General features: G+C 68.4%; 17 protein-coding genes and 1 pseudogene. 14 read left to right on the top strand and 4 right to left on the bottom strand.

What is annotated here, in order from left to right; translation table 11 throughout:
* Nucleotides 1-3 precede the first annotated feature (3 nt).
* The 4 genes from ACFPMG_RS09430 to ACFPMG_RS09415 are packed head-to-tail and all read left to right on the top strand — an operon-like array spanning nucleotide 4 to nucleotide 2640.
* Nucleotides 4-438 carry a DUF3775 domain-containing protein gene (locus ACFPMG_RS09430; RefSeq protein WP_038526583.1) on the top strand — a complete coding sequence of 145 codons (435 nt, stop codon included), beginning with the start codon at nucleotides 4-6 and terminating at the stop codon, nucleotides 436-438.
* Entirely contained in the window at nucleotides 435-1172 is a 738-nt protein-coding gene (locus ACFPMG_RS09425; protein ID WP_376994899.1) for an SRPBCC family protein, read from the top strand. Before ACFPMG_RS09430 ends, ACFPMG_RS09425 begins: the two co-directional genes overlap by 4 nt.
* Entirely contained in the window at nucleotides 1169-2344 is a 1176-nt protein-coding gene (locus ACFPMG_RS09420; RefSeq protein ID WP_376994898.1) for a zinc-dependent alcohol dehydrogenase, read from the top strand. The genes ACFPMG_RS09425 and ACFPMG_RS09420 overlap by 4 nt, the downstream gene beginning before the upstream one ends.
* Nucleotides 2345-2385: 41 nt before the next feature.
* Nucleotides 2386-2640, top strand: a complete 255-nt coding sequence (locus ACFPMG_RS09415) for a hypothetical protein (protein WP_376994897.1) — start codon at nucleotides 2386-2388, stop codon at nucleotides 2638-2640.
* Nucleotides 2641-2645: 5 nt separating this feature from the next.
* On the opposite strand, the gene ACFPMG_RS09410 is transcribed toward ACFPMG_RS09415, so the two are convergent.
* Entirely contained in the window at nucleotides 2646-3392 is a 747-nt protein-coding gene (locus tag ACFPMG_RS09410) for a ThuA domain-containing protein (RefSeq protein WP_376994896.1), read from the bottom strand.
* A 207-nt stretch (nucleotides 3393-3599) separates the two neighbouring features.
* On the opposite strand from ACFPMG_RS09410, the gene treZ reads away from it, so the two are divergent.
* The 5 genes from treZ to ACFPMG_RS09385 all read left to right on the top strand — a co-directional run bounded on the left by treZ (nucleotide 3600) and on the right by ACFPMG_RS09385 (nucleotide 10276).
* Complete coding sequence (gene treZ, locus ACFPMG_RS09405; RefSeq protein WP_376994895.1) at nucleotides 3600-5480, top strand: malto-oligosyltrehalose trehalohydrolase; 1881 nt, start codon at nucleotides 3600-3602, stop codon at nucleotides 5478-5480.
* A complete protein-coding gene (locus ACFPMG_RS09400) occupies nucleotides 5473-7533 on the top strand; it encodes an amylo-alpha-1,6-glucosidase (protein WP_376994894.1) in 2061 nt (686 codons plus the stop codon). Before treZ ends, ACFPMG_RS09400 begins: the two co-directional genes overlap by 8 nt.
* Before the next feature lie 260 nt (nucleotides 7534-7793).
* On the top strand, nucleotides 7794-8960 hold the full coding sequence (locus ACFPMG_RS09395) for a PAS domain-containing sensor histidine kinase (RefSeq protein WP_376994893.1): 1167 nt from the start codon (nucleotides 7794-7796) through the stop codon (nucleotides 8958-8960).
* 638 nt (nucleotides 8961-9598) lie between these two features.
* Nucleotides 9599-9808 (top strand): hypothetical protein, encoded by a 210-nt coding sequence (locus ACFPMG_RS09390; protein ID WP_376994892.1) that lies wholly within the window; start codon nucleotides 9599-9601, stop codon nucleotides 9806-9808.
* A gap of 72 nt (nucleotides 9809-9880) precedes the next feature.
* On the top strand, nucleotides 9881-10276 hold the full coding sequence (locus ACFPMG_RS09385) for a hypothetical protein (RefSeq protein ID WP_376994998.1): 396 nt from the start codon (nucleotides 9881-9883) through the stop codon (nucleotides 10274-10276).
* Between the two features lie 31 nt (nucleotides 10277-10307).
* Here ACFPMG_RS09385 and ACFPMG_RS09380 read toward each other — a convergent pair whose 3' ends face one another.
* Nucleotides 10308-11537, bottom strand: a complete 1230-nt coding sequence (locus ACFPMG_RS09380; RefSeq protein WP_376994891.1) for a polysaccharide deacetylase family protein — start codon at nucleotides 11535-11537, stop codon at nucleotides 10308-10310.
* A gap of 320 nt (nucleotides 11538-11857) precedes the next feature.
* Here ACFPMG_RS09380 and ACFPMG_RS09375 point away from each other — a divergent pair, with 320 nt between their 5' ends.
* Together ACFPMG_RS09375 and ACFPMG_RS09370 are read left to right on the top strand one after the other, a co-directional pair.
* On the top strand, nucleotides 11858-12151 hold the full coding sequence (locus tag ACFPMG_RS09375; RefSeq protein WP_038526604.1) for a DUF2934 domain-containing protein: 294 nt from the start codon (nucleotides 11858-11860) through the stop codon (nucleotides 12149-12151).
* 47 nt (nucleotides 12152-12198) lie between these two features.
* Nucleotides 12199-12783, top strand: a complete 585-nt coding sequence (locus ACFPMG_RS09370; protein ID WP_237903094.1) for an HPF/RaiA family ribosome-associated protein — start codon at nucleotides 12199-12201, stop codon at nucleotides 12781-12783.
* Nucleotides 12784-12855: 72 nt separating this feature from the next.
* Here the strand turns inward: ACFPMG_RS09370 and ACFPMG_RS09365 are convergent, their stop codons facing one another.
* Entirely contained in the window at nucleotides 12856-14088 is a 1233-nt protein-coding gene (locus ACFPMG_RS09365; protein WP_376994889.1) for a L,D-transpeptidase family protein, read from the bottom strand.
* Between the two features lie 343 nt (nucleotides 14089-14431).
* Here ACFPMG_RS09365 and mepK point away from each other — a divergent pair, with 343 nt between their 5' ends.
* Nucleotides 14432-15028: a peptidoglycan L,D-endopeptidase MepK gene (gene mepK, locus ACFPMG_RS09360; protein WP_376994888.1), complete on the top strand. Its 597-nt coding sequence runs from the start codon at nucleotides 14432-14434 to the stop codon at nucleotides 15026-15028.
* A gap of 171 nt (nucleotides 15029-15199) precedes the next feature.
* Nucleotides 15200-16375 carry a baeRF3 domain-containing protein gene (locus tag ACFPMG_RS09355; protein WP_376994886.1) on the top strand — a complete coding sequence of 392 codons (1176 nt, stop codon included), beginning with the start codon at nucleotides 15200-15202 and terminating at the stop codon, nucleotides 16373-16375.
* 588 nt (nucleotides 16376-16963) lie between these two features.
* Here ACFPMG_RS09355 and ACFPMG_RS09350 read toward each other — a convergent pair.
* Nucleotides 16964-17216, bottom strand: a pseudogene (locus tag ACFPMG_RS09350) (helix-turn-helix domain-containing protein); the annotation flags it as partial.
* A gap of 487 nt (nucleotides 17217-17703) precedes the next feature.
* On the opposite strand from ACFPMG_RS09350, the gene ACFPMG_RS09345 reads away from it, so the two are divergent.
* A partial coding sequence (locus ACFPMG_RS09345) for a HAMP domain-containing protein (RefSeq protein ID WP_376994885.1) occupies nucleotides 17704-19465 on the top strand: 1762 nt, incomplete at its 3' end.

Here is a 19465-nt window from a genome sequence, read left to right as displayed (position 1 = left end):
CACATGCTCAAACAGATTTCGGTCGATACCGTGAAGCAGGCCGCCGACCTCGCGTACGAGGCCGTGGCCGACCGTCAGCGTTTCCTCGCGGGAATGCGCAACATCGACCTCGGGGAACAGACCAGCGAACGCGGTTCGCGGAACCCGACCGATCTCGACGCCCTCAGCATCCTGTCTTCCGACGCCAGCGGCGCGCTGAGCCAGTTGAACCGGATGCTGGAGGACCTGACCCCCGAACAACGGATGGAGCTGCGCGCGGTCATGTTCGTCGGGCGCGGTGATTTCGCCGGAAACCAGTGGGACCGCGCGCTGGACGAGGCCGGGCGGGCCCCGGACGCCACCCACTACACCGACATCGCGGAGCGCATCGACCTGCACCGCGACCTGATGAAGGGGCTGTACGAGCTGGACCTGCTGAAGAAGAAGGACGGGCAATGACCAGGGGCCGGGACGGCGGGCGGCGCCCGGAGGGCTCCGCCGGGACGCTCGAACGCTGGGCCGCCATCCTCGGCGGCACGGCGCTGGGTTTCGCCGGGGCGCGGCGGGGAAGCTGGGCGCTGGGCGCGCTCGGCGGCGGGCTGTTCCTCGCCGGGGCGGCGGGGGTTCCGCTGTCCAGCCCGCTGCGGCAGGCCGCGCTGCCGGCGCTGCGCCGGGAGCCGACGACCACCCAGGCGAACGTCACCATCGCGGTCCCGGCCGAGAAGCTGTTCCGCCACTGGCGCAACGTCCGCCATCTGGCGGCGCTGTTCCCCCACCTCGACGCCGTGGAGATCCTGTCCGACACGGAAAGCCGCTGGAAGGCCCATGGCCCCGGCGGCGTTCCGGTGGTCTGGAACAGCCGGCTCGACAAGATTCGGGAAAACGAACTCATCACTTGGCACACGCTGGAGGGGGCCGACCTGCCGCACCGCGGCACCGTCCTGTTCCGTCCGGCGCCGGGCGGGCGCGGGACGGAGGTCAGCCTGACGCTGGCCTACCACCCGCCGGGAGGCACCGGCGGCAACGCCGTGTCGCGCCTGTTCGGGGCCGCGCCGGAGCAACAGGCGCGCGAGGCGCTGCGCCGCCTGAAGCGGATCATGGAGGTCGGCGAGCTTCCCACCATCGAGGGCCAGCCGAGCGGGCGGGCCGAGCGAGGCGGGGCCGACACGCGATTGCGGGAGGTGACGGGATGAGGGCGCTCTGCTGGAACGGCGTGAACGACCTGCGGGTGGAGCGGGTGCCGGACCCCACGATCCTCGGTCCGCAGGACGCGATCATCAAGGTCAGCCTGTCCTCGGTCTGCGGGTCGGACCTGCATCTGATCGGCGGCTACGTTCCCACCATGCGGGCCGGCGACATCATCGGCCATGAATTTTTGGGCGAGGTGGTCGAGAAGGGGCCGGAGGTGACGCGGCTGAACCGCGGCGACCGGGTGATCACCGTGTCGATCATCGGTTGCGGCAAATGCTGGCACTGCGAGCACGAGGAGTTCTCGCTCTGCGACAACTCCAATCCCCAGCCGGCCTTCGAGGAGGCAGCCTATGGGCACTGCACCGCCGGCATCTTCGGCTACAGCCACGCCTTCGGCGGCTACGCCGGAAGCCACGCCGAATACATCCGCGTCCCCTTCGCCGACACCAACTGCTTCCGCGTGCCGGAAGGGGTGACGGACGAACAGGCGGTCTTCGTCTCCGACGCCGTGCCGACCGGCTACATGGCCGCCGACATGGGCAACATCAAGCCGGGCGACGTGGTGGCCGTCTGGGGCTGCGGCGGCGTTGGCCAGATGGCGATGAAGAGCGCTTTCCTGATGGGGGCGGAGCGGGTGATCGGCATCGACCGCGTCCCCGACCGGCTGCGCGCCGCCCAGATGAAGGCGGGGGCGGAGACGCTGGATTACAGCCGCGTCGACATTTACGACGCCCTGCTGGCGATGACCGGCGGGCGCGGGCCGGACGTCTGCATCGACGCGGTGGGGATGGAGGCGGACAGCGGCGCCTCGGCCATCGAGGATCTCTACGACCGCGGCAAGCAGGCCCTGCGGCTGGAGAGCGACCGGCCCGCCGTCCTGCGCCAGATGATCCAGTGCTGCCGCAAGGGTGGCACCCTGTCCATCGTCGGCGTCTATGGCGGCCTTCTCGACAAGTTCCCGATGGGTGCGGCGATGAACAAGGCGCTGACCTTCCGCATGGGCCAGCAGCATGGCCAGCGCTACGTCAAGCGCCTGTTCGAGCACATCGAGAAGGGCGACCTCGACCCCGCCTACCTGTTGACCCACAAATGGGCGTTGGACGACGCGCCCCAGGGCTACCGCATGTTCAAGGAGAAGGCTGACGACTGCATGCGGGTCGTCTTCGCGCCGTGACGGCGGGCCGGAATGACGGGCCAAAACAAGGGTGGAAGGCCATGAAGATCGTCTACGCCTACTTGGCGGAGAAGGGGCGCGGCGTCGAGGCTGAGATCGTCGGTGGGTTGCGCGACCGCTGCGGCCATGTCGTCCAGACCGCACGCGAGGAACGCGACGCGGAGCGCGGCGGCGCCGTCGATGTCATCGTCACGCTGGAACTGGATGATTCCCAGCAGGAAGCGGCCCTGAACACGCTGCGCACCCACCCTGCGGTGATCGACGCCGCCGCCGAGAGCTTCGGGGAGCGGGTCTGACGATTTCATGATCGCGGCGGGATCGGCTCCAGCGGAGTCGTCCGCCGTCCCCGCACCGGAGCCTCCAGCCCCTCCGGCCGCGCTGCCCAGCGGACGGCGTTCAGGATCACGCGCTGGATTTGCGGGTGGTGATAGGTCGGGTAGGTCTCGTGGCCGGGCCGGAAGTAGAAGACTCGGCCCATCCCCCGCCGCCAGCCGCAGCCGCTGCGGAACACCTCGCCGCCCTGGAACCAGCTCAGGAAGACCAGCTCGTCCGGTGGCGGGACGTCGAAGGGCTCGCCATACATCTCCTCCCGGTCCAGCTCGATGACATCGGAGATGCCCGCCGCCACGGGGTGGCCGGGGTCGACGACCCATAGCCGCTCCTTCTCCGCCGCCACGCGGTGCTTCAGGTAGCAGCCGGTGCCCATCAAGGCGACGAAGGGTTTGGCGAAATGGCTGGAATGGAGCGCCACCAAGCCCATGCCCTGCTCGGTCACCCGTCGCTTCACCCGCTCCACCACCGTGTCCGACACCTCGGCATGGGCGCGGTGGCCCCACCAGACCAGCGTGTCGGTCGCGTTCAGCCGCTCCTCGGTCAGACCATGCTCCGGCTCGTCCAGAGTAGCGGTCTCCACGGTCAGGCCGGCGGCGCGCAGGGGGGCGGCCAGCGCCTCGTGAATGCCCTCGGGGTAGTGAGCCATCACAGCCTCCTCCCGGCGTTCTTGGCGGAACTCGTTCCAGATCAGGACGCGCGGCGAGGGGTGCGGCATGGCGGAAGACCTTTCCGGGGGGATGGTGTCGGTACCAATGGAATCGCCCATGGGACGAAGAGGGGTGGCGCCTGTTGGGGGGCGATGGTCGAAACATTGCGGTGGGAACGTTCCGTGTCGAGTCCTCCCGATGCAGCGCAGACCGGCGGTTCGGCCTTCACCCTCCGCCGTTGTCCGATAGGGGTCGAACCTGCGCCCGGTGATCGCGTGCTGGCCCGGGTCTGGGCGCCCGCCTGCCGCAGCGTCCACCTGCTGGTCGGACCGGAGGAGCGCGCGGTGGCGCTGGACGTGGAGGGCGACGGCTATTTCTCCGCGATGGTGGAGGGGGTGCCGGTGGGCAGCCTCTACCGGTTCCAGCTCGACGACGGTCCGGCCTTCCCCGACCCGGCGTCCCGCTTCCAGCCCGACGGGCCGGAGGGGCCGTCACAGGTGGTGGACCCCTCCGCCTTCGCCTGGACCGACGCCGGCTGGGGCGGATGCGGCCTGCGCGGGCAGGTGATTTACGAGATGCACATCGGCACCTTCACGCCGGACGGCACCTGGGCGGCGGCGGCGCGCGAACTGCCGCGTCTGGCGGAGCTGGGGGTTACGGTCCTTGAACTCATGCCGGTGGCCGAGTTTCCGGGCCGCTTCGGCTGGGGCTATGACGGGGTGGACCTGTTCGCCCCGACCCGGCTCTACGGCGGGCCGGACGACATGCGGCGCTTCGTGGACCGCGCCCACGCGCTGGGCCTCGCGGTCATCCTCGACGTGGTCTACAACCACCTCGGCCCCAGCGGGAATTTCCTGTCCCGCTTCGCCCCGGACTACTTCACCACCCGTTACAAGAACGAGTGGGGGGACGCGCTCAACTTCGACGGCCCGAGCTGCGGCCCGGTGCGGGAGTTCTTCCGGGCGAACGCCGCCTTCTGGATCGACGAGTACCATCTCGACGGGCTGCGGCTGGACGCCACCCAGCAGATCTTCGACCGCTCCACCCCGCACATCATCCAGGAGTTCGGGCAGGCCGTCCGTCAGGCGGCGCGCGGGCGCGGCACCCTGCTGATCGGGGAGAACGAACCCCAGCTGGCCACCATGGCGACTCCGGTGGAACAGGGCGGCTGCGGGCTGGACGCCCTGTGGAACGACGATTTCCACCATACGGCCCGGGTCGCGCTGACCGGGCGGAACGAGGCCTACTACACCGACTACCGCGGCACGCCGCAGGAACTGCTGTCGGCCGTCAAGCACGGCTTCCTCTACCAGGGGCAATGGTACCGCTGGCAGGGCAAGCGGCGGGGGACGCCGGCCCATGGGATGCCGCGCCCGGCCTTCGTCACCTTCCTTCAGAACCACGACCAGATCGCCAATTCGGGCCGCGGTCAGCGGATCCACGCGCTGACCACGCCGGGGCGCTTCCGGGCGCTGACCGCGCTGACGCTGCTGGGTCCCGGCACGCCGATGCTGTTCCAGGGTCAGGAGTTCGCGGCGAGCGCGCCCTTCCACTACTTCGCCGACCACGACCCCGATCTGGCCGCCAAGGTGGAGGCGGGACGGGCGGAGTTCCTGTCCCAATTCCCCAGCCTCGCCACCCCCGCCATGCGCGCCCATCTGACGCGCCCGCAGGACGCGGAGACCTTCCGGCGCTGCACGCTCGACCACGCGGAGCGGGAGACCCACGCCGAGGTCTGGGCGCTGCACCGCGACCTTCTGCGCCTGCGCCGCGAGGACCCGGTGTTCCGCGTCCAGGGCGACGGCGGGCTGGACGGCGCCGTGCTGGCGGAAGAGGCGTTCCTCCTGCGCTTCTTCGGCGCGAAGGAGGGCGGGGCGGGGGACGACCGGCTGCTGCTGGTCAATCTGGGCCGCGACCTGCGGTTGGACATCCTGCCGGAACCGCTGCTGGCGCCGCCGGTTGGCAGGGACTGGACGCCCCTGTGGTCCAGCGAGGACCCCCGCTACGGCGGCTGCGGCATCGCCCCGCTGGAGACCTCGGACGGCGGCTGGCGGCTCCCCGGCCATGCGGCGGTCGTCCTGGCCGCCACGGACGTTGTTCCGGACCAGGAACGGGGCGAAGGCAACGGCACGAGCGCTCAGGAGACCCATGGCTGATTTCATCCGCAAGATCACCCGCGACGCCCTGCGGTCCGCGCCGGACGCCGCGCTGTCCCGCGAATGGCTGGTCGCCAACGGGCTGGGCGGCTACGCCTCCTCCTCCCTCTCGGGGGCGGTGACGCGGCGCTATCACGGGCTTCTGGTGGCGGCCCTGCCGGCGCCGCTGGGCCGGGTGGTGATGCTGAGCCAGCTCAACGACGTGCTGATCGAGCCGGACGGCACCGAGCGGCGGCTGACCGGCCACAACCCGCAGGCGGACCAGTGGCCCGACCCGAACTATCCGTCCGATGCCGCGCCCTCCGGCCTCGCCGAGTTCCGCATGGAATCCGGGCTGCCGGTCTGGCGCTATGAATTCGGCGATGTGGTGATCGAGAAGCAGATCGTGCTGCCGCACCTGCAGAACATCGTCCATGTCACCTACCGGGTGGTCAGGGCGCCGCAGCCGATCTGCCTGCGGCTTCGCCCGGTGATGGCCTTCCGCAAGCTGGAATCGGCGGTGGACGAGCCGTTGGCCCGCGACTACCGCGTCACCGCCCGCGGCCACGAGTACGAGATATGGGCCGGGCCGGAACTGCCGGTGCTGCGCATGACCATCGAGGGGGCGGAGCTTCCGCTGACCCTGGACGGCGGCGCGCGGCGCGACATCGTCTACCCGGTGGAGGCGGAGCGTGGCTATGAATCGCGCGGCTCGCTGTGGACGCCCGGCTATTTCAGCGGCTCGCTCAGCCAGGGCCAGACGCTGAGCTTCGTCGCGGCGACCGAGCCGTGGCAGCGGCTGTGGGCGCTGCCGCCCGCCGACGTCCTGCGCTTCGAGAAGGAGCGGCGGCGGCGCATCGTCGGGACGGCCCATCCGTCGCTGCGCGAGGGGGCGATGGCGGAGTTGGTGCTGTCGGCGGACAGCTTCCTGTTCGTGCCGGCGGGCCGCGTCGCCGACCAGATGCGCGCCCGCGCCGAGGGGGACGAGGTGCGCACGGTGATCGCCGGCTACCACTGGTTCACCGACTGGGGCCGCGACACCATGATCAGCCTGGAGGGGCTGACCCTGACCACCGGGCGCCACATGGAGGCCGGCTGGATCCTGCGCACCTTCGCGCATTACATCCGCGACGGGCTGATCCCCAACATGTTCCCCGACGGCAAGGACGAGGGGCTGTATCACACCGCCGACGCCACCCTGTGGTTCTTCCACGCGCTGAACCGCTATGTCCGGGCGACCGGGGACCGGCACACGCTGCAACTGCTGCTGCCCCGGCTGGTCGAGGTGATCGACCATCACCGGCGCGGCACCCGCTTCGGCATCGCCGTGGACCCCGGAGACGGGCTGCTGCGCCAGGGGCGGGAGGGCTACCAGCTCACCTGGATGGACGCGAAGGTCGAGGACTGGGTGGTCACGCCGCGCCGGGGCAAGGCGGTGGAGATCAACGCGCTCTGGTACAACGCGCTGTGCCTGACCGCCGGCTGGCTGACCGAGGAAGGGGACGCCCAGGCCGCCCGCCCGCTGGAGGAGTTGGCGGAGCAGGCCCGCGTATCCTTCAACGCGCGCTTCTGGTGCGCCCACGCCGGGCACCTCTACGATGTGGTGGACGGCGAGCGGGGGGACGACGACGCCTGCCGGCCCAACCAGATCTTCGCCGTCTCGTTCGACAACCCGGTGCTGGACCGCGCCCGCTGGGAGCCGGTGGTGGAGACGGTGCGGCAACGGCTGCTGACCCCGGTCGGGCTGCGCTCGCTGGCGCCGGGGCAGCGCGACTACAAGCCGAAATACTTCGGCGATCTGCGCGCCCGCGACGCCGCCTACCATCAGGGCACGGTGTGGGGGTGGCTGATCGGCCCCTATGTCGATGCGTGGCTGAAGCTGCACCCGGAGGACAAGGCGGCGGCGCGGGAACTGCTCCAGGGCTTCCTGCCGCATCTGGATCAGGCGGGGATCGGCACCATCTCCGAGATCTTCGACGCCGAGCCACCCTTCAGCCCGCGCGGCTGCATCTCGCAGGCCTGGAGCGTGGCGGAGGTTCTGCGCTGCTGGGCGGCGACGGCCGAGGATCGCTAAGGCCGGCTGCTTCACCGCAAAGCCTATGAAAAGCGTCATAAGAACTTAAGGAGAGAGGGCGCGAATGCCGCTTGGTTACTGAACAGAAAGCGGAGGCGCGGAAAAAGCGCGCATCGATGACGGCTCTATAACATCGGCGAAACCCACATTCTGTTGAAGGTTTCTGTCACCCGTGCCTATCATTGGCGGCGGGTCGAAAAGAAAACGCACGAACACACGGCCGTGTGACCGACCCGCACAGGATGATGACGGGAGGGGTCATGCTGGCACTGCTGTCGAAGCCCGCGCGTCCGGCGGTCGATTGGGACCGCCTGGGCCGACGGATTCTGGACCAGAGCGCGCAGGCCTGTTGGGTGGTGGATCGCGAACTGGTCATCGTCGGTGTCAACCCGGCGCTGTGCGCGCTGCTTGGCTACCGGGCCGGTGAGCTGGTTGGAACCCACCTGCTGGCCTATATGGCCGAGGACAGCCGGAGCGTCCTGGAGCGGCAGGCGGCCATCCGCGACCTGACTCCGCACCGCAGCTACGACGTCACCCTGACCCGTTCCGATGGGGCGCCGCTCCGTGCGATCTTCAACGACTCGCGGCTGGATGCCGAGGACGGGGGGGCTGCGCCGGGCTTCTGCATTTTCGTCACCGACATCACCCGCCGCTTCGAGGAGGAGGCGCAGCGCGCCCAGCGGGTGGACCAACTGGCAGACGCGGTCGCGCGGATGAACCGCTTCCTGGGCCAGATCTGCCAGGAGCTGAAGGACCCGTTGAGCGCCATCCTGGGCGCGACGCAGATGATCTCCTCCGACGTGGCGTCTCCCGGTCCGCCGGATGGCGGGCACGGCCAGGGGACCACGCATCTCGGCGCCTACGCGGCGCTGTGCAGCGACGCCGGGCGGCAGATGATGCGGACCATCGAGAATTTGTCGCTGTGGTCCCGGCTGCAGCTGAATCAGGTGCCGTTCGATCTGCGGAGCTATGAGTTGGGCGGACTGCTCCAGGACGTGCTGGAGGAACTGGCGCCGCGCGCCCGTGCCCGCGACATCCTGATCGTCAACCGCATCGTCGCCACCCCCGTGCTGGGCGACCTGTCCGCGCTGAGCACCGTGCTGAAGCATCTGGTCGAGAACGCGGTGCGCTTCTCCCCCTCGGGAAGCATGGTCATGCTGTCAGCCGCCCTGGCGGACGGCCGGGTGACCGTGCGGGTCCAGGACAACGGGCTGGGCATCCCGGAGGACCTGCAGCCCCATCTGTTCCGCATTGATCCGCACCACGCCGCGCCCGGCGCCGATGGGGAGGTGGGGAGCGGCCTCGGCCTGCTGATCTGCAAGGCGTTGGTCGATCGCATGGGTGGAGGCATCCGCGTTTTCAGCAAGCCGGGCGGTGGAACCGCCGTCACCGTGACCCTGACCCAAGGCCTCCACGCCGGAATGTAACACCGTCGAATGGATGGTGGGGCAAACAATTTCCGCCGGTCGGGGGGAGGCGCCGTGGGATCGGGGTGCCTCTTGCGGGGAATCCGGGCATCCAGTTGTCAACAGGGCACAGGCCCGCGCGAAATCGTCGCGAGGGTTGTCGGGCGGCAGAATCCAATTGACAGGCGTGAGCGCTGCAACACCCTCCGAAATCGGGAAAGGCAATGCATTTCAATGGTTTGTGTGACATGCTCAAAATTTGGGCAATTCGCGCTATGGCCTTGTCTCGCTTGACTCGAATCGGGAAAAGCCGGGCCTTGTCAACACAGTTATCCACAGACTCTGTGGAGAGCCTACGCGGGAGGTGAAGGGAGCGTTCCCCGGCCCATAACCTTTGGCGGGAGGGCCGGCCAATCAGAATAAGTACTTCAGATTTTAGGCTTCGCGCATTTTTGCCGCTATAGTGGTCGCGCCTCATCCCACCGTGTTGCCCCAATCCAACCGGTGCCGGATAAGCAGTGACGGGAGGAGTGCCCATGCTGGATGTCTATGGGACGTCTTGCCCGGCGGCGCGTCCACGGTGGTCATGGCGCGCGGCGACCGGTGAAACACGCGGCCGACGCACGAATGGATTTGCCGTTCCGGCGTTGGCGGCGGCAATGGTGACCGGGTTGATTGTCCATCTGCTGCTGACCCTTGGCGCCCATTTGGGCGGGGCCGACATGGCAGGCGTGCTGACGGTGGCGGTGGGCATGGCCGCGGTCCTGGCGATCCTGCTGCCCTTCGCCCTGCTGAGCATCCGGCAGGCGCTGGACGCCGTGTCCGCCGGACGGGAGCGGCGGAGGGGGATGGTCTCGCCCCAAGGTTGAAGCGAAGCCGTTCAGGGAAATCCCGGTTGCCCCCTTTTGCAAGTCCGCGCATAAAGTGATGACGCCGTGGCGATGGACGGCGCTGTTCGGCGGGGGCTGCGTATGGGGTTGTTCGATTTTCTAAAGGTGACCGTCAAGGATGAGAAGAGGGCGGCGCCACGCCGGCCCAACGCGTCCGCCGGCCCGTCCAATGTGATCGAGTTCGACAGCAAGAGTTTTCCCTTGGCGGGGCTTAGCCACAAAGGCTTCGTGGCGACCGGCTTCGACGGGTCCCTGATCCCCAGCCAGACCGCGCGCATAAACGTGCGGATCGACGACGCCTGTGGCAAGTTCACCTTCGCCGCCACCGTGACCATCGAGGAGGTCAAGGGCGGTTCGGTGTCGGGCGCCTGGAACATGCTGCCGCCGGAGGTCGAAGCGACCATCCGCAAATACCTGCAGATCCGCAAGCAGAAGACCGGAAAGTAAGGGGGCGCCCGGCGTCGGCCCCCGGCTCCGCTCAGTTGGCGGTGCGGAGCGGCGTACCGCCGGCCCTCTCCCCGGCCTTCACCCCAGCGTTCACCCCAGCGTTCACAAGGGTCGGCGCCATGGTCGTGGCCGGCGTGGCGATCTGGTGCATCCGCTCGATCCATTCCGACAGGGTGACGAATTCGCAGCCCTTCGCGCGCATCGCGGCAATCACGCGGGGCAGGGCGTTGAGGGTGGACGGGTAGGTGGAATGCAGCAGCAGCACGCTGCCGGTCCCGGCCTCGGTCTTCACATGCTGCACGATGCGGTCGGGGTCGCGAACCTGCCAGTCACGGGTGTCCACGGTCCACAGCACCGGGCTCATGCTTTCCTCGCGGGCGATGGCCAGCAAATCCGGCGTGTAGCGCCCGTAGGGCGGGCGGAACAGCACCGGGTTGGCGCCGAACCCGCGCAGGATGCGGTTGGCCTCGGCGATCTCGTGGCGCTGCGCCTCGGGGTCCATGGCGCGCAGGTCGGCGTGGGTCAGGCTGTGGTTGCCGATCTCGTGCCCGGCGGCGATGAAGTCGCGGATCACCTCGCCCTGATTCTCGGCGACGCTGGCGACCGGGAAATAGGTCGCGGGGATCTTCTCGCGGTTCAGCACGTCCAGGATCTGGCGGGTGACCACCCGGTGCGGCCCGTCGTCGAAGGTGAGGGCGCAGAGGTTCCAACCCTCCTCCTTCAGCGTCGCCGGCATGACGTCGAGCGCCGTGTCGGGGATCACCGCGCCCAGCCGGCCCTTGCGGCGCACCGACTTTTCGATGGCGGCCATGGTCCGGGCGGCTTCCGGGGGGTAGGTGATCGCGCCGTCGGCCTTGCCGTCCACGTTGGGGCGGGGCAGGGGGAGTTGCGCGCTGTCGGCGGGCGGTCTGGTCTCCGGTGCTTGGGGCGATGCCTGAGGTGGCGCGGGCAGGGGAGGCGCGGGCGGCGCCGCGGACGGGGGGGCGTCAAGGACGAGGCAGCCGAACCCGGCGCCGAGCATGCGGCGGCACAGCGCCGTCACGTCCAGCCCCACCGGGGCGGTGGCCCGCAGGGCGACGCCCTCGCCCTGGCGCCGCGCGTCGAGCGGAACGACCGCCGGGTTGAGGCCGTCCGCCAGATCGGGCGAGCGGCGGCGCAGGCTGTCCCACGCCCACCAGGCATCCCCTTCCCTTTGGAAGAGGCCCAGTTGCAGCAGCGATGGTCCATCGGCGGCGCGGGCGGCGCCTGCCGGGAGCGCCATCAGCACTCCCGCGGCCAGCGGCAACGCGAACAGGGAGGAGCGGAAACGGCGCATGCCCGTGAGGAGGGAGGACGTGAGGGAGCGTCCGTGTTCAGGCCGATTCACACGTTTCTCCTCCGGATCGTCGCCGTCGTCGAATACCACCCCTTCGGGATTAATTCAAACGGCGCGGCCTCCATTGGTTCGCCCGCTCCGATCATCCCTTCGGGAGGAACCTTCGGTGTTCCGGCGCGGTTGACGGGGAGCGCGCCCGGCCCAAAGCCCTATCCCACAGCAGGGTGCGGGCGGCGCGGAACAAGAACGGAAAGGAGGCAGCCCGGATGGCGGATGATTTGGAAAGCCGGATCAGAGCGCGCGCTCACCAGATCTGGGAGCGTGAAGGCCGTCCGGAGGATCGCGCCGAAGACCATTGGAAACTGGCGAGCGAGGAAATCGCCATCGAGGACAATTACCGGGACACCCTGCGCCCGAATCCGGCGCGCGGTCCCGACGACACCGCGGAGCGGACCGAGCCGGTCGAACCCGTGCTGAGCATGGAAAGCCAGGGCGAGATGCCCGGCATCGCCGACCAGGGCGAGGAATTCCGCATTCCCGGCCAGGCCCGCGACTCCTGACGGCGGCTCCCACCGCTTTCCTCACGTCGTGCTTAGAGAGGACCCCCATGGACACGAACCTGGAAATCGCCTTCCACAACATGGATTCCCAGCCCGAGCTGGAGGCCTACATCCGCGAACGGGCGGAGAAGACGGAAAAGCTGTTCGACCGGCTGGTCGGCATGCGGGTCGCCGTGGAAGCCCAGCATCGCCAGCACAAGACCGGCAACGTCTTCGACGTCCACATCGAGTTGATGGTGCCGGGCCAGGACATCGTGGTCAGCCGCAAGCCGAACAAGGCGAAGGAGCGCTACGCCAACCCCGACGCTCGCACCTCGATCCGCGACGCCTTCGAAGCCGCGGAGCGGCAGTTGAAGGAATACAAGGACAAGATGCGCCGCGACGTGAAGGTCCATGATCCGGAACAGCCGGGCCGGGTCTCGCAGCTCAACCCGACCGAGGATCACGGCTTCATCACGACCAACACCGGGACGCAGCTCTATTTCCACCGGAACAGCTGCCTGAACGTCGACATGGACCAGCTCAAGACCGGCGACCCGGTGAAGTATGTGGAAACCGCGGGCGACACCGGCCCGACCGCCTCGAAGGTCTGGCGGGCGTCCGGGTCCGACACCGAATTGCGGGCCACCTGACGAGAAAGCCCCCGCCAATCGGCGGGGGCTTTTTTCTTGGAATGGTTTTTCTTGGAACGGACTTCCTTGAATTCAGGCTCTCTGGGCCGGGGGCATCGGATCGGCCGAGGTCGGACCGGTCGGGTCCGGCGCGGCCGTGGGGACGGGATCCTCGTTCAGGTCGTAGATGTCCGGGTGCAGGCGGACGGCGTCGCGCTCGTCGACCGTCACGGTCCAGTAGACGAAGCGCACCGGCACCGGCTGGGTCAGCTTCACCCATTGCGGTTCCTGCCGGTCCAGCATGCGGTCGAGCCTCGCCGTCGAGACATGTTCGGCGGCCAGAAGCGCCTCGGCCATGCCGCGCGCGTCCTCCAGGCGCACGCAGCCGGAGCTGACGGTGCGGATCTCACGGTCGAACAGCCGCGGCTCGTTGGTGCCATGCAGATAGATGTTGTAGGGGTTGGTCATGTTGAAACGGTAGCGGCCCAACGCGTTGTGGTCGCCCGGCTGTTGGACGATCCGCACGCGGCGCGGCGAGACGTTGCGCCAATCGACGACGGCGGGCTCCACAGGGGCCCCGTCCAGATAGACCACCGCGTTGGCGATGCCCGGCGTGCCCTTGGCCCGCAGCAGGGGGAGCTTGTCCTCCTTCAAAACGGTGGGAGGCACGGTCCAGGTCGGGTTCACGATCACATGCGTGATCTGATCCTGGAGCAGCGGCGTCTCGCGCGACGGGCGTCCGACGATCGAGCGCATGGTCAGCGCCTCCTCCCCGTCGCGGACGAGCGTGGTGGTCTGGCTGGGCAGATTGACCAGGATGACGGTGTCCGGGGCGGTATCGCGGAAGGCGCGCATGGACAGCGCGCTGCGCCGCATCTGGGCGGCCGCCTCTTGCGGGCTGCGGTCCAGCGCCACCCGCGTGCCGCCGCCGACCAGCCCGTCCACCTTCATGCGCTGGCTGAACTGGAAGGCGCGCACCGCGGTGTCGACCTCGTCATCGAACAGGTCGCCTTGGCGCGCCCGGTCGAGGAAGCCCAGCTCGGCCAGGCGTTGCGTCAGCCGCTCCACGCGCTCGCCACTGGTGCCCTTCTTGAGAAGGGGCCCGGACCCGATGCGGGTGATGGGGCGCTCCGGATCGGTTTCCAGCACCGTCGCAGCAGCATCGAGCCGGTCGGCCCATCCGGTCAGCGTGTCGCGGTAGGGGGCCGCCTCGGCGTTGGCTTGGGTGGTTGTTGTGCCGGCGAACACGGACAGCGCCAGCGTCAGCGCGGCCAGGACCGGCGTCGGCCGGCGTCGTTGGTCGGTAAGCGTCTGGGATGTGTGCATGATCCGTCCTCAGCTGGCAGGAGGTCCGATCCCCTGTCCTTTCTATCGAATGTAGTACGGGAACCGCCGCGCGGCGAGGCGGTGACACGCGTCCGCAGGGTCGGGAAATCGGCGTACGGCCTCCGGCCAGGCGACGATGGTATCGCGGTGCCGGGACCATGGGTGATCGGAGGCCGATCTGTAACCGATTCGGGCCATTTTCGGGTTGATCCCGGTCAAGCCCTAGCCTATAGGGAATAGCCGTTCGCTATGACCACAAGATTTTGGTCTTATTCGAACAATCCATAGGGGGCCGTCCGGCGCTGGAACGGTGCGGCCCGATCACCAAAATGCATAGGGAGTGATGCTTTTGGGGAATGACGACCGTGCCGCGCCGATGAATGGGCGCGAGACCGGCCGCCGTGGGTTTCTGACCTTCGCCGCCGCCGCTCTGACCGCTTTTGCCGTTCCGGCCCTGGTGCCCGCCGCACCGGCCCTTGCGGCTCCCCTGGCCGGCGGCGTCCGCCGCCTGTCCCTGCACAACATCAACACCAACGAACAATTCAGCGGCGTCTATTGGGCCGATGGGACCTATCGACCGGACGCGCTGAAGAAGCTGGACGTGCTGCTGCGCGACCATCGTGCCAAGCAGGTCGGCCGCTACGACCCGCGCCTGTTCGACGTGCTGGCCCGTCTGCACCAGACGCTGGACAGCGACGAGCCCTTCCGCGTCATCTGCGGTTACCGGTCGCGCCGCACCAACGCCATGGCCCGCCGCCGCTCGCGCGGGGTGGCGAAGGAAAGCTACCACACCCGCGGCATGGCCATCGACGTGATGCTGCCGGATGTCGAGTTGAAGGCAATTGCCACCGCAGCCCGTGGCATGGAGGCCGGTGGCGTCGGCTACTACCCGCGCAGCGGCTTCGTGCACATCGACACCGGGCCGGTCCGCACCTGGTAACGTCGGCCCATGACCGGGTGACGTCATCGCCGCCAGCGTCATAGGCTGACTTGCCGTACGCCGTGTTCCGGGCGCCTGCCCAGTCGATAGGCACCCTGGAACCATGGCCCGCCGCGCCGGTTGCTCCAATCGGAATTCCCCGAACGAGCAACACGAAGGGCGACGAAGGCGATGTTCTGCAAACACGATCTGGAACGACTCCTGACCGTCGATGCCGCGCCGGCGGTGTCCATCTTCCTGCCCACCCACATCGCCGGGCGCGACATCCGCCAAGACGTGATCCGGCTGCGCAATCTGCTCGCCAAGGCACAGGACCAGCTGTGCGAGAAGCACGGCCTGCGCCGGCCCGACGCCGAGGCGTTTCTCAAGCCGGCGTCCGACCTGCTGGAGCAGGGCGAGTTCTGGCGTCATATGGACCGTGGGCTGGCGATTTTCCTGGCCAAGGGCGTGTCGGCCATCCACCGCGTGCCCGTTGAACTGCCGGAGGAGGCCGTCGTCAATTCCCGCTTCACGCTGCGGCCCCTGCTGCCGCTGCTGGCCGACGACGGGGCCTTCATGATTCTGGCGGTGAGCGCCGGACGGGCCCGCCTGTTCTGCGCGACCCGCCACGGCATCGCGGAGGAGGACGCCGGCCTGCCGCAGGGTGTGGCGGAAATCCATGCCGAGACCAACTACGAGAACAACCTGCACTCGGCCCCGCCGGCCCGCCATGCCGACCGCACGGACCGCGGCGGTGTGTCCATGGTCAAGACGCACAACTTCGGCGAAGACCCCGAAGAACTGCGCAAGACCCATCTCATCGAGTATCTCGGGCGGGTCGCCGGCCGCGTGCGCGATCATCTCAAGCCCTTCCGCGGCCCGCTCGTCCTGGCCGCCGACGAGGAGATCCAGGGGCACCTGCGCAAGGACGCCCATCTTCAGGGAATTCACGAACAGGGGGTCGTGACCAACCCCGACGCCATGGACGTCGACAAGTTGCACCGCCGCGCCTACGCCGTGGTCCGGCCGATGTTCGAGTCGACGCGGCGGACGGCGGTGGAACGGTTCAACGCCCTCTACGGCGACCGCAGCACGGCGGAGCGGACGACGACACGGGCCGAGGACGTTATGGTGGCGGCGCGCGAAGGGCGGGTCGGGGTTCTTCTGGTTGCCGAGAACGACAAGGTCTGGGGGCACTTCCGGGAGGACTATCACCGGGCCTTTCCGCTGCATCATGAGACGGACGGCGCCATCGACCTCGTCGAGGAGGCCGCCACCGAGACGCTCCTGCGCGGCGGCGAGGTGCATGTGGTGACAAAGGAGGAATTGCCGTCCGGTGCCTCGACCGCGGCGATCCTGCGCTTCTGATCCTGATTTTCCGAACTTGTCCGGTATGGGGGCGGTGCCTGATGGCGCCGCCCCACCCGCTTTTCGCGGGCGGGCCGACGCTCCGCCGTCAGGTGGATGCCTTGCTGGGCTTTCCGGTGGGTGCCTTTCCGGCGCGGTAGATATCCGCCGGGTCCCAAACGGCGCCGTGACGCCGCCGCTTTCCACCGGGTGCCGCATCGCCCTTGACGCGGGTGGCCGCGGCTTTCAGGGCCATTTTGCCCGGCATTCCGCCGGCCGCCGCGGGGCCGGCCTTCGGTTCGGCCCTTGAGGGTGACGGGACCGTCAGAACGATTCCATCCCCGGCGAAGCGGTGTCTCGGCGCGGCGGCAGGTGATGCGGTGTGCGCCGGCGCCCCATCCTCGTCTTCCCGCGTCTCTTCCTCCCGCGCGTCACGCAGATGGGGCGACAGGGAGCCCAGAAGCGAGAGAATTTCGTCCCCCACGCTGTCCGGTGCGGCCCGCCACAGGCGCAGCATGCGGGCTTCGCGGCGGCTGATCGCGCTGTCGATGATCCGGGATTCGTCCGTTGCGGCCGGTTTTCCAACGGGGGGCTGCGTATCGTCGTAGCAATCGAAGAAGAAGCTGACGGGAACGTCAAGAACCAGTCCAAGGCGATACAGCGTGCCGGCCGAAATGCGGTTGGAGCCGCGTTCGTATTTCTGCACCTGTTGAAAAGTCAGGCCAATGGCCTCGCCCAATTTTTCTTGGCTCATGCCCAGCAAGGTGCGGCGCATGCGCACACGCTGCCCGACATGTGCATCGACCGACCAGGATTCGGGCGATCCGCGTCGCCCTCTTTTGCGTACCGCTGGTTCGCTCATGGACCCGGAACTCCAATGCTTGCGAATAAATATGGACGATTTGAGAATGTTAAGGCGATTGTTCACATAGAACTTTTCGGTGCGCAAGAGGAATCTCTGAAATTACTGCGAACTGGTCATGATTTGGGCAGATATGAAGGCCTATGGATTCTCCCGCTCCCTTGCAACCTGATTTGTTGAAGGCGCTGATTGCGGCGCCTTGCCGGCGTCGCGCGTGGTGGTTGCGCGCTTGCACGCCGCGCCAAATTGGAAACGATTGAACTCTTCAGGCGGGTCAAGCGAATGGATATTTCAATCTGCGGTGATTTCGACATCCCGGCATGGTGTGGAAACATTTTGATAATCAAATTCGGATAGGTCGGAGGCGATAGAGTTCGCGCCACAGTCTGTGCTGCGTCCGAAGCGTCGGGCCGGCATGGACGGACGGCGGCCATGGTCGGCGGCGACGCTTGCCGGCGCTGCCGGGTCGCAATCAAAGGATCAGGTGATGCAGACAAGCAGTCTGGCGGGGCGCTTCAAGGTCGGGACCCGCATTTACTTCGGTTTCCTTGTGGTGCTGCTGCTGCTGGCGGTGGTGGTCGCCATCGGTGTGCGGGGCCTCGGGGTGGCGCGGTCCGGCTTCGAATCCTATGCGGCGGTGAGCAACCACTCGATCCAGGTCAGCTCCATCGACGCGCAGGTCGCCCAGATGCGCCGCCTCGCCTTGACCTTCAACACGTTCGGCGACCCGAAGGTGGCGGATCAGGTGCGCGCCGTCCAGGCGACCCTCGTCAAGGACCTGCGGGGCGCGCTCGACGGAACGACCGGCGAGCGCCGCGCCCTGCTGGAGCGGATGAATCAGGTCTTCGCCAACTATGTGACCGACTTCAACACGCTGGCGGAGCTTCGCCTGCGCCGCGACCGCCTCTACGCCGAGCAGCTCGTCCCGGCGGGCGAGAAGGCGCGCGAGACCGTGTCGCAGCTCGTCTCCACCCTGATCGCCGACGGCGAGCACGAGGCCGCGGCCAACGCCGCCCTCGCGCAGGAGCAGCTGCTGATGGCGCGGCTGGCCGCATCGCGCTTCTTCACCAGCCCGAACGAGTCGATCATCACGGAGGTATCGGCCCGCGACGACGCCTTCGGTGAGGCCATCCGCCGGGCGACCGAGCGGCTGAACAACCCGGCGCGCCGGGCCGCGGCGCTGGCCGCCGACCAGCTGGCCGACCGCTACGTCTCGCTGTTCCGCGAAACCGCCGCCGTCATGCTGGAAAACACCCGGCTGGTCGACGTGATGGGCGCCCGCGGCGTCGAGTTCGCGGACCTCTCCGACCGCACCGTCGCGATCGAGGGCAAGGACCGTGACGCCGTGCTCGCCGAAACCACCGGCAGCATGGACCGCACCCTGTCGGCCAACATGACGATCGCGGCCGGCGCCTTCCTGTTCGGCCTGCTGCTGGCCTGGGCGGTGGCGCGGTCCATCGTGAAGCCGGTCGTGTCGATGACCGAGACGATGACCAACCTCGCCGGCGGCGACCTGACGGTGACCATCCCGGCGCTGGCCAACCGCGACGAGATCGGGCGGATGGCCCAAGCGGTGCAGGTGTTCAAGGACAACGCCATCCAGAAGAAAGCGATGGACGAGGCCGAGCGCGAACGCCTGGAGGCCGAACGCCGCGCCGACGAGGCGCAGCGCGCCCGCGAGACCGCCATCGGCGAGGAGATCGCCGCGCTGATCGACGGCGTGTCGAAGGGCGACCTGTCGCGCCGTCTCGACCTGACCGGCAAGGACGGCTTCTACCGGACCATGTCGGAGGGCATCAACCGCCTGACCGACACGGTCGAAGCGGTCATCGCCGACCTCGGCGCGGTGCTCAGCGCGCTTGCCCAGGGCGACCTCAACAAGCGGGTGGAGCGCGACTACCAGGGGGCCTTCCAGACCCTGAAGACCGACGTCAACACCACCTCTGCCAAGCTCGGCGAGATCGTCGGCCAGATCCTGCGCGCCACCGACGCGATTTCCGGCGCGGCCTCCGAAGTCTCGCTGGGGTCGAGCGACCTCGCGGAGCGGACGGAGCAGCAAGCCTCCTCGCTGGAGGAGACGGCGGCGAGCATGGAGGAGCTGGGCGCCACGGTGCGCTCCAACGCCGACAACGCCCAGCGCGCCAACGGCATGGCCGCCGACGCCCGCACCGCCGCGGAGTCCGGCGGGACGGTGGCGGATTCGGCGATCGACGCGATGAAGCGCATCGAGGCGTCGAGCCGCAAGATCA

The organism is Azospirillum himalayense, from assembly GCF_042657465.1.
GTDB lineage: Bacteria > Pseudomonadota > Alphaproteobacteria > Azospirillales > Azospirillaceae > Azospirillum > Azospirillum himalayense.
This window is presented reverse-complemented; position numbering and strand designations above follow the sequence as displayed.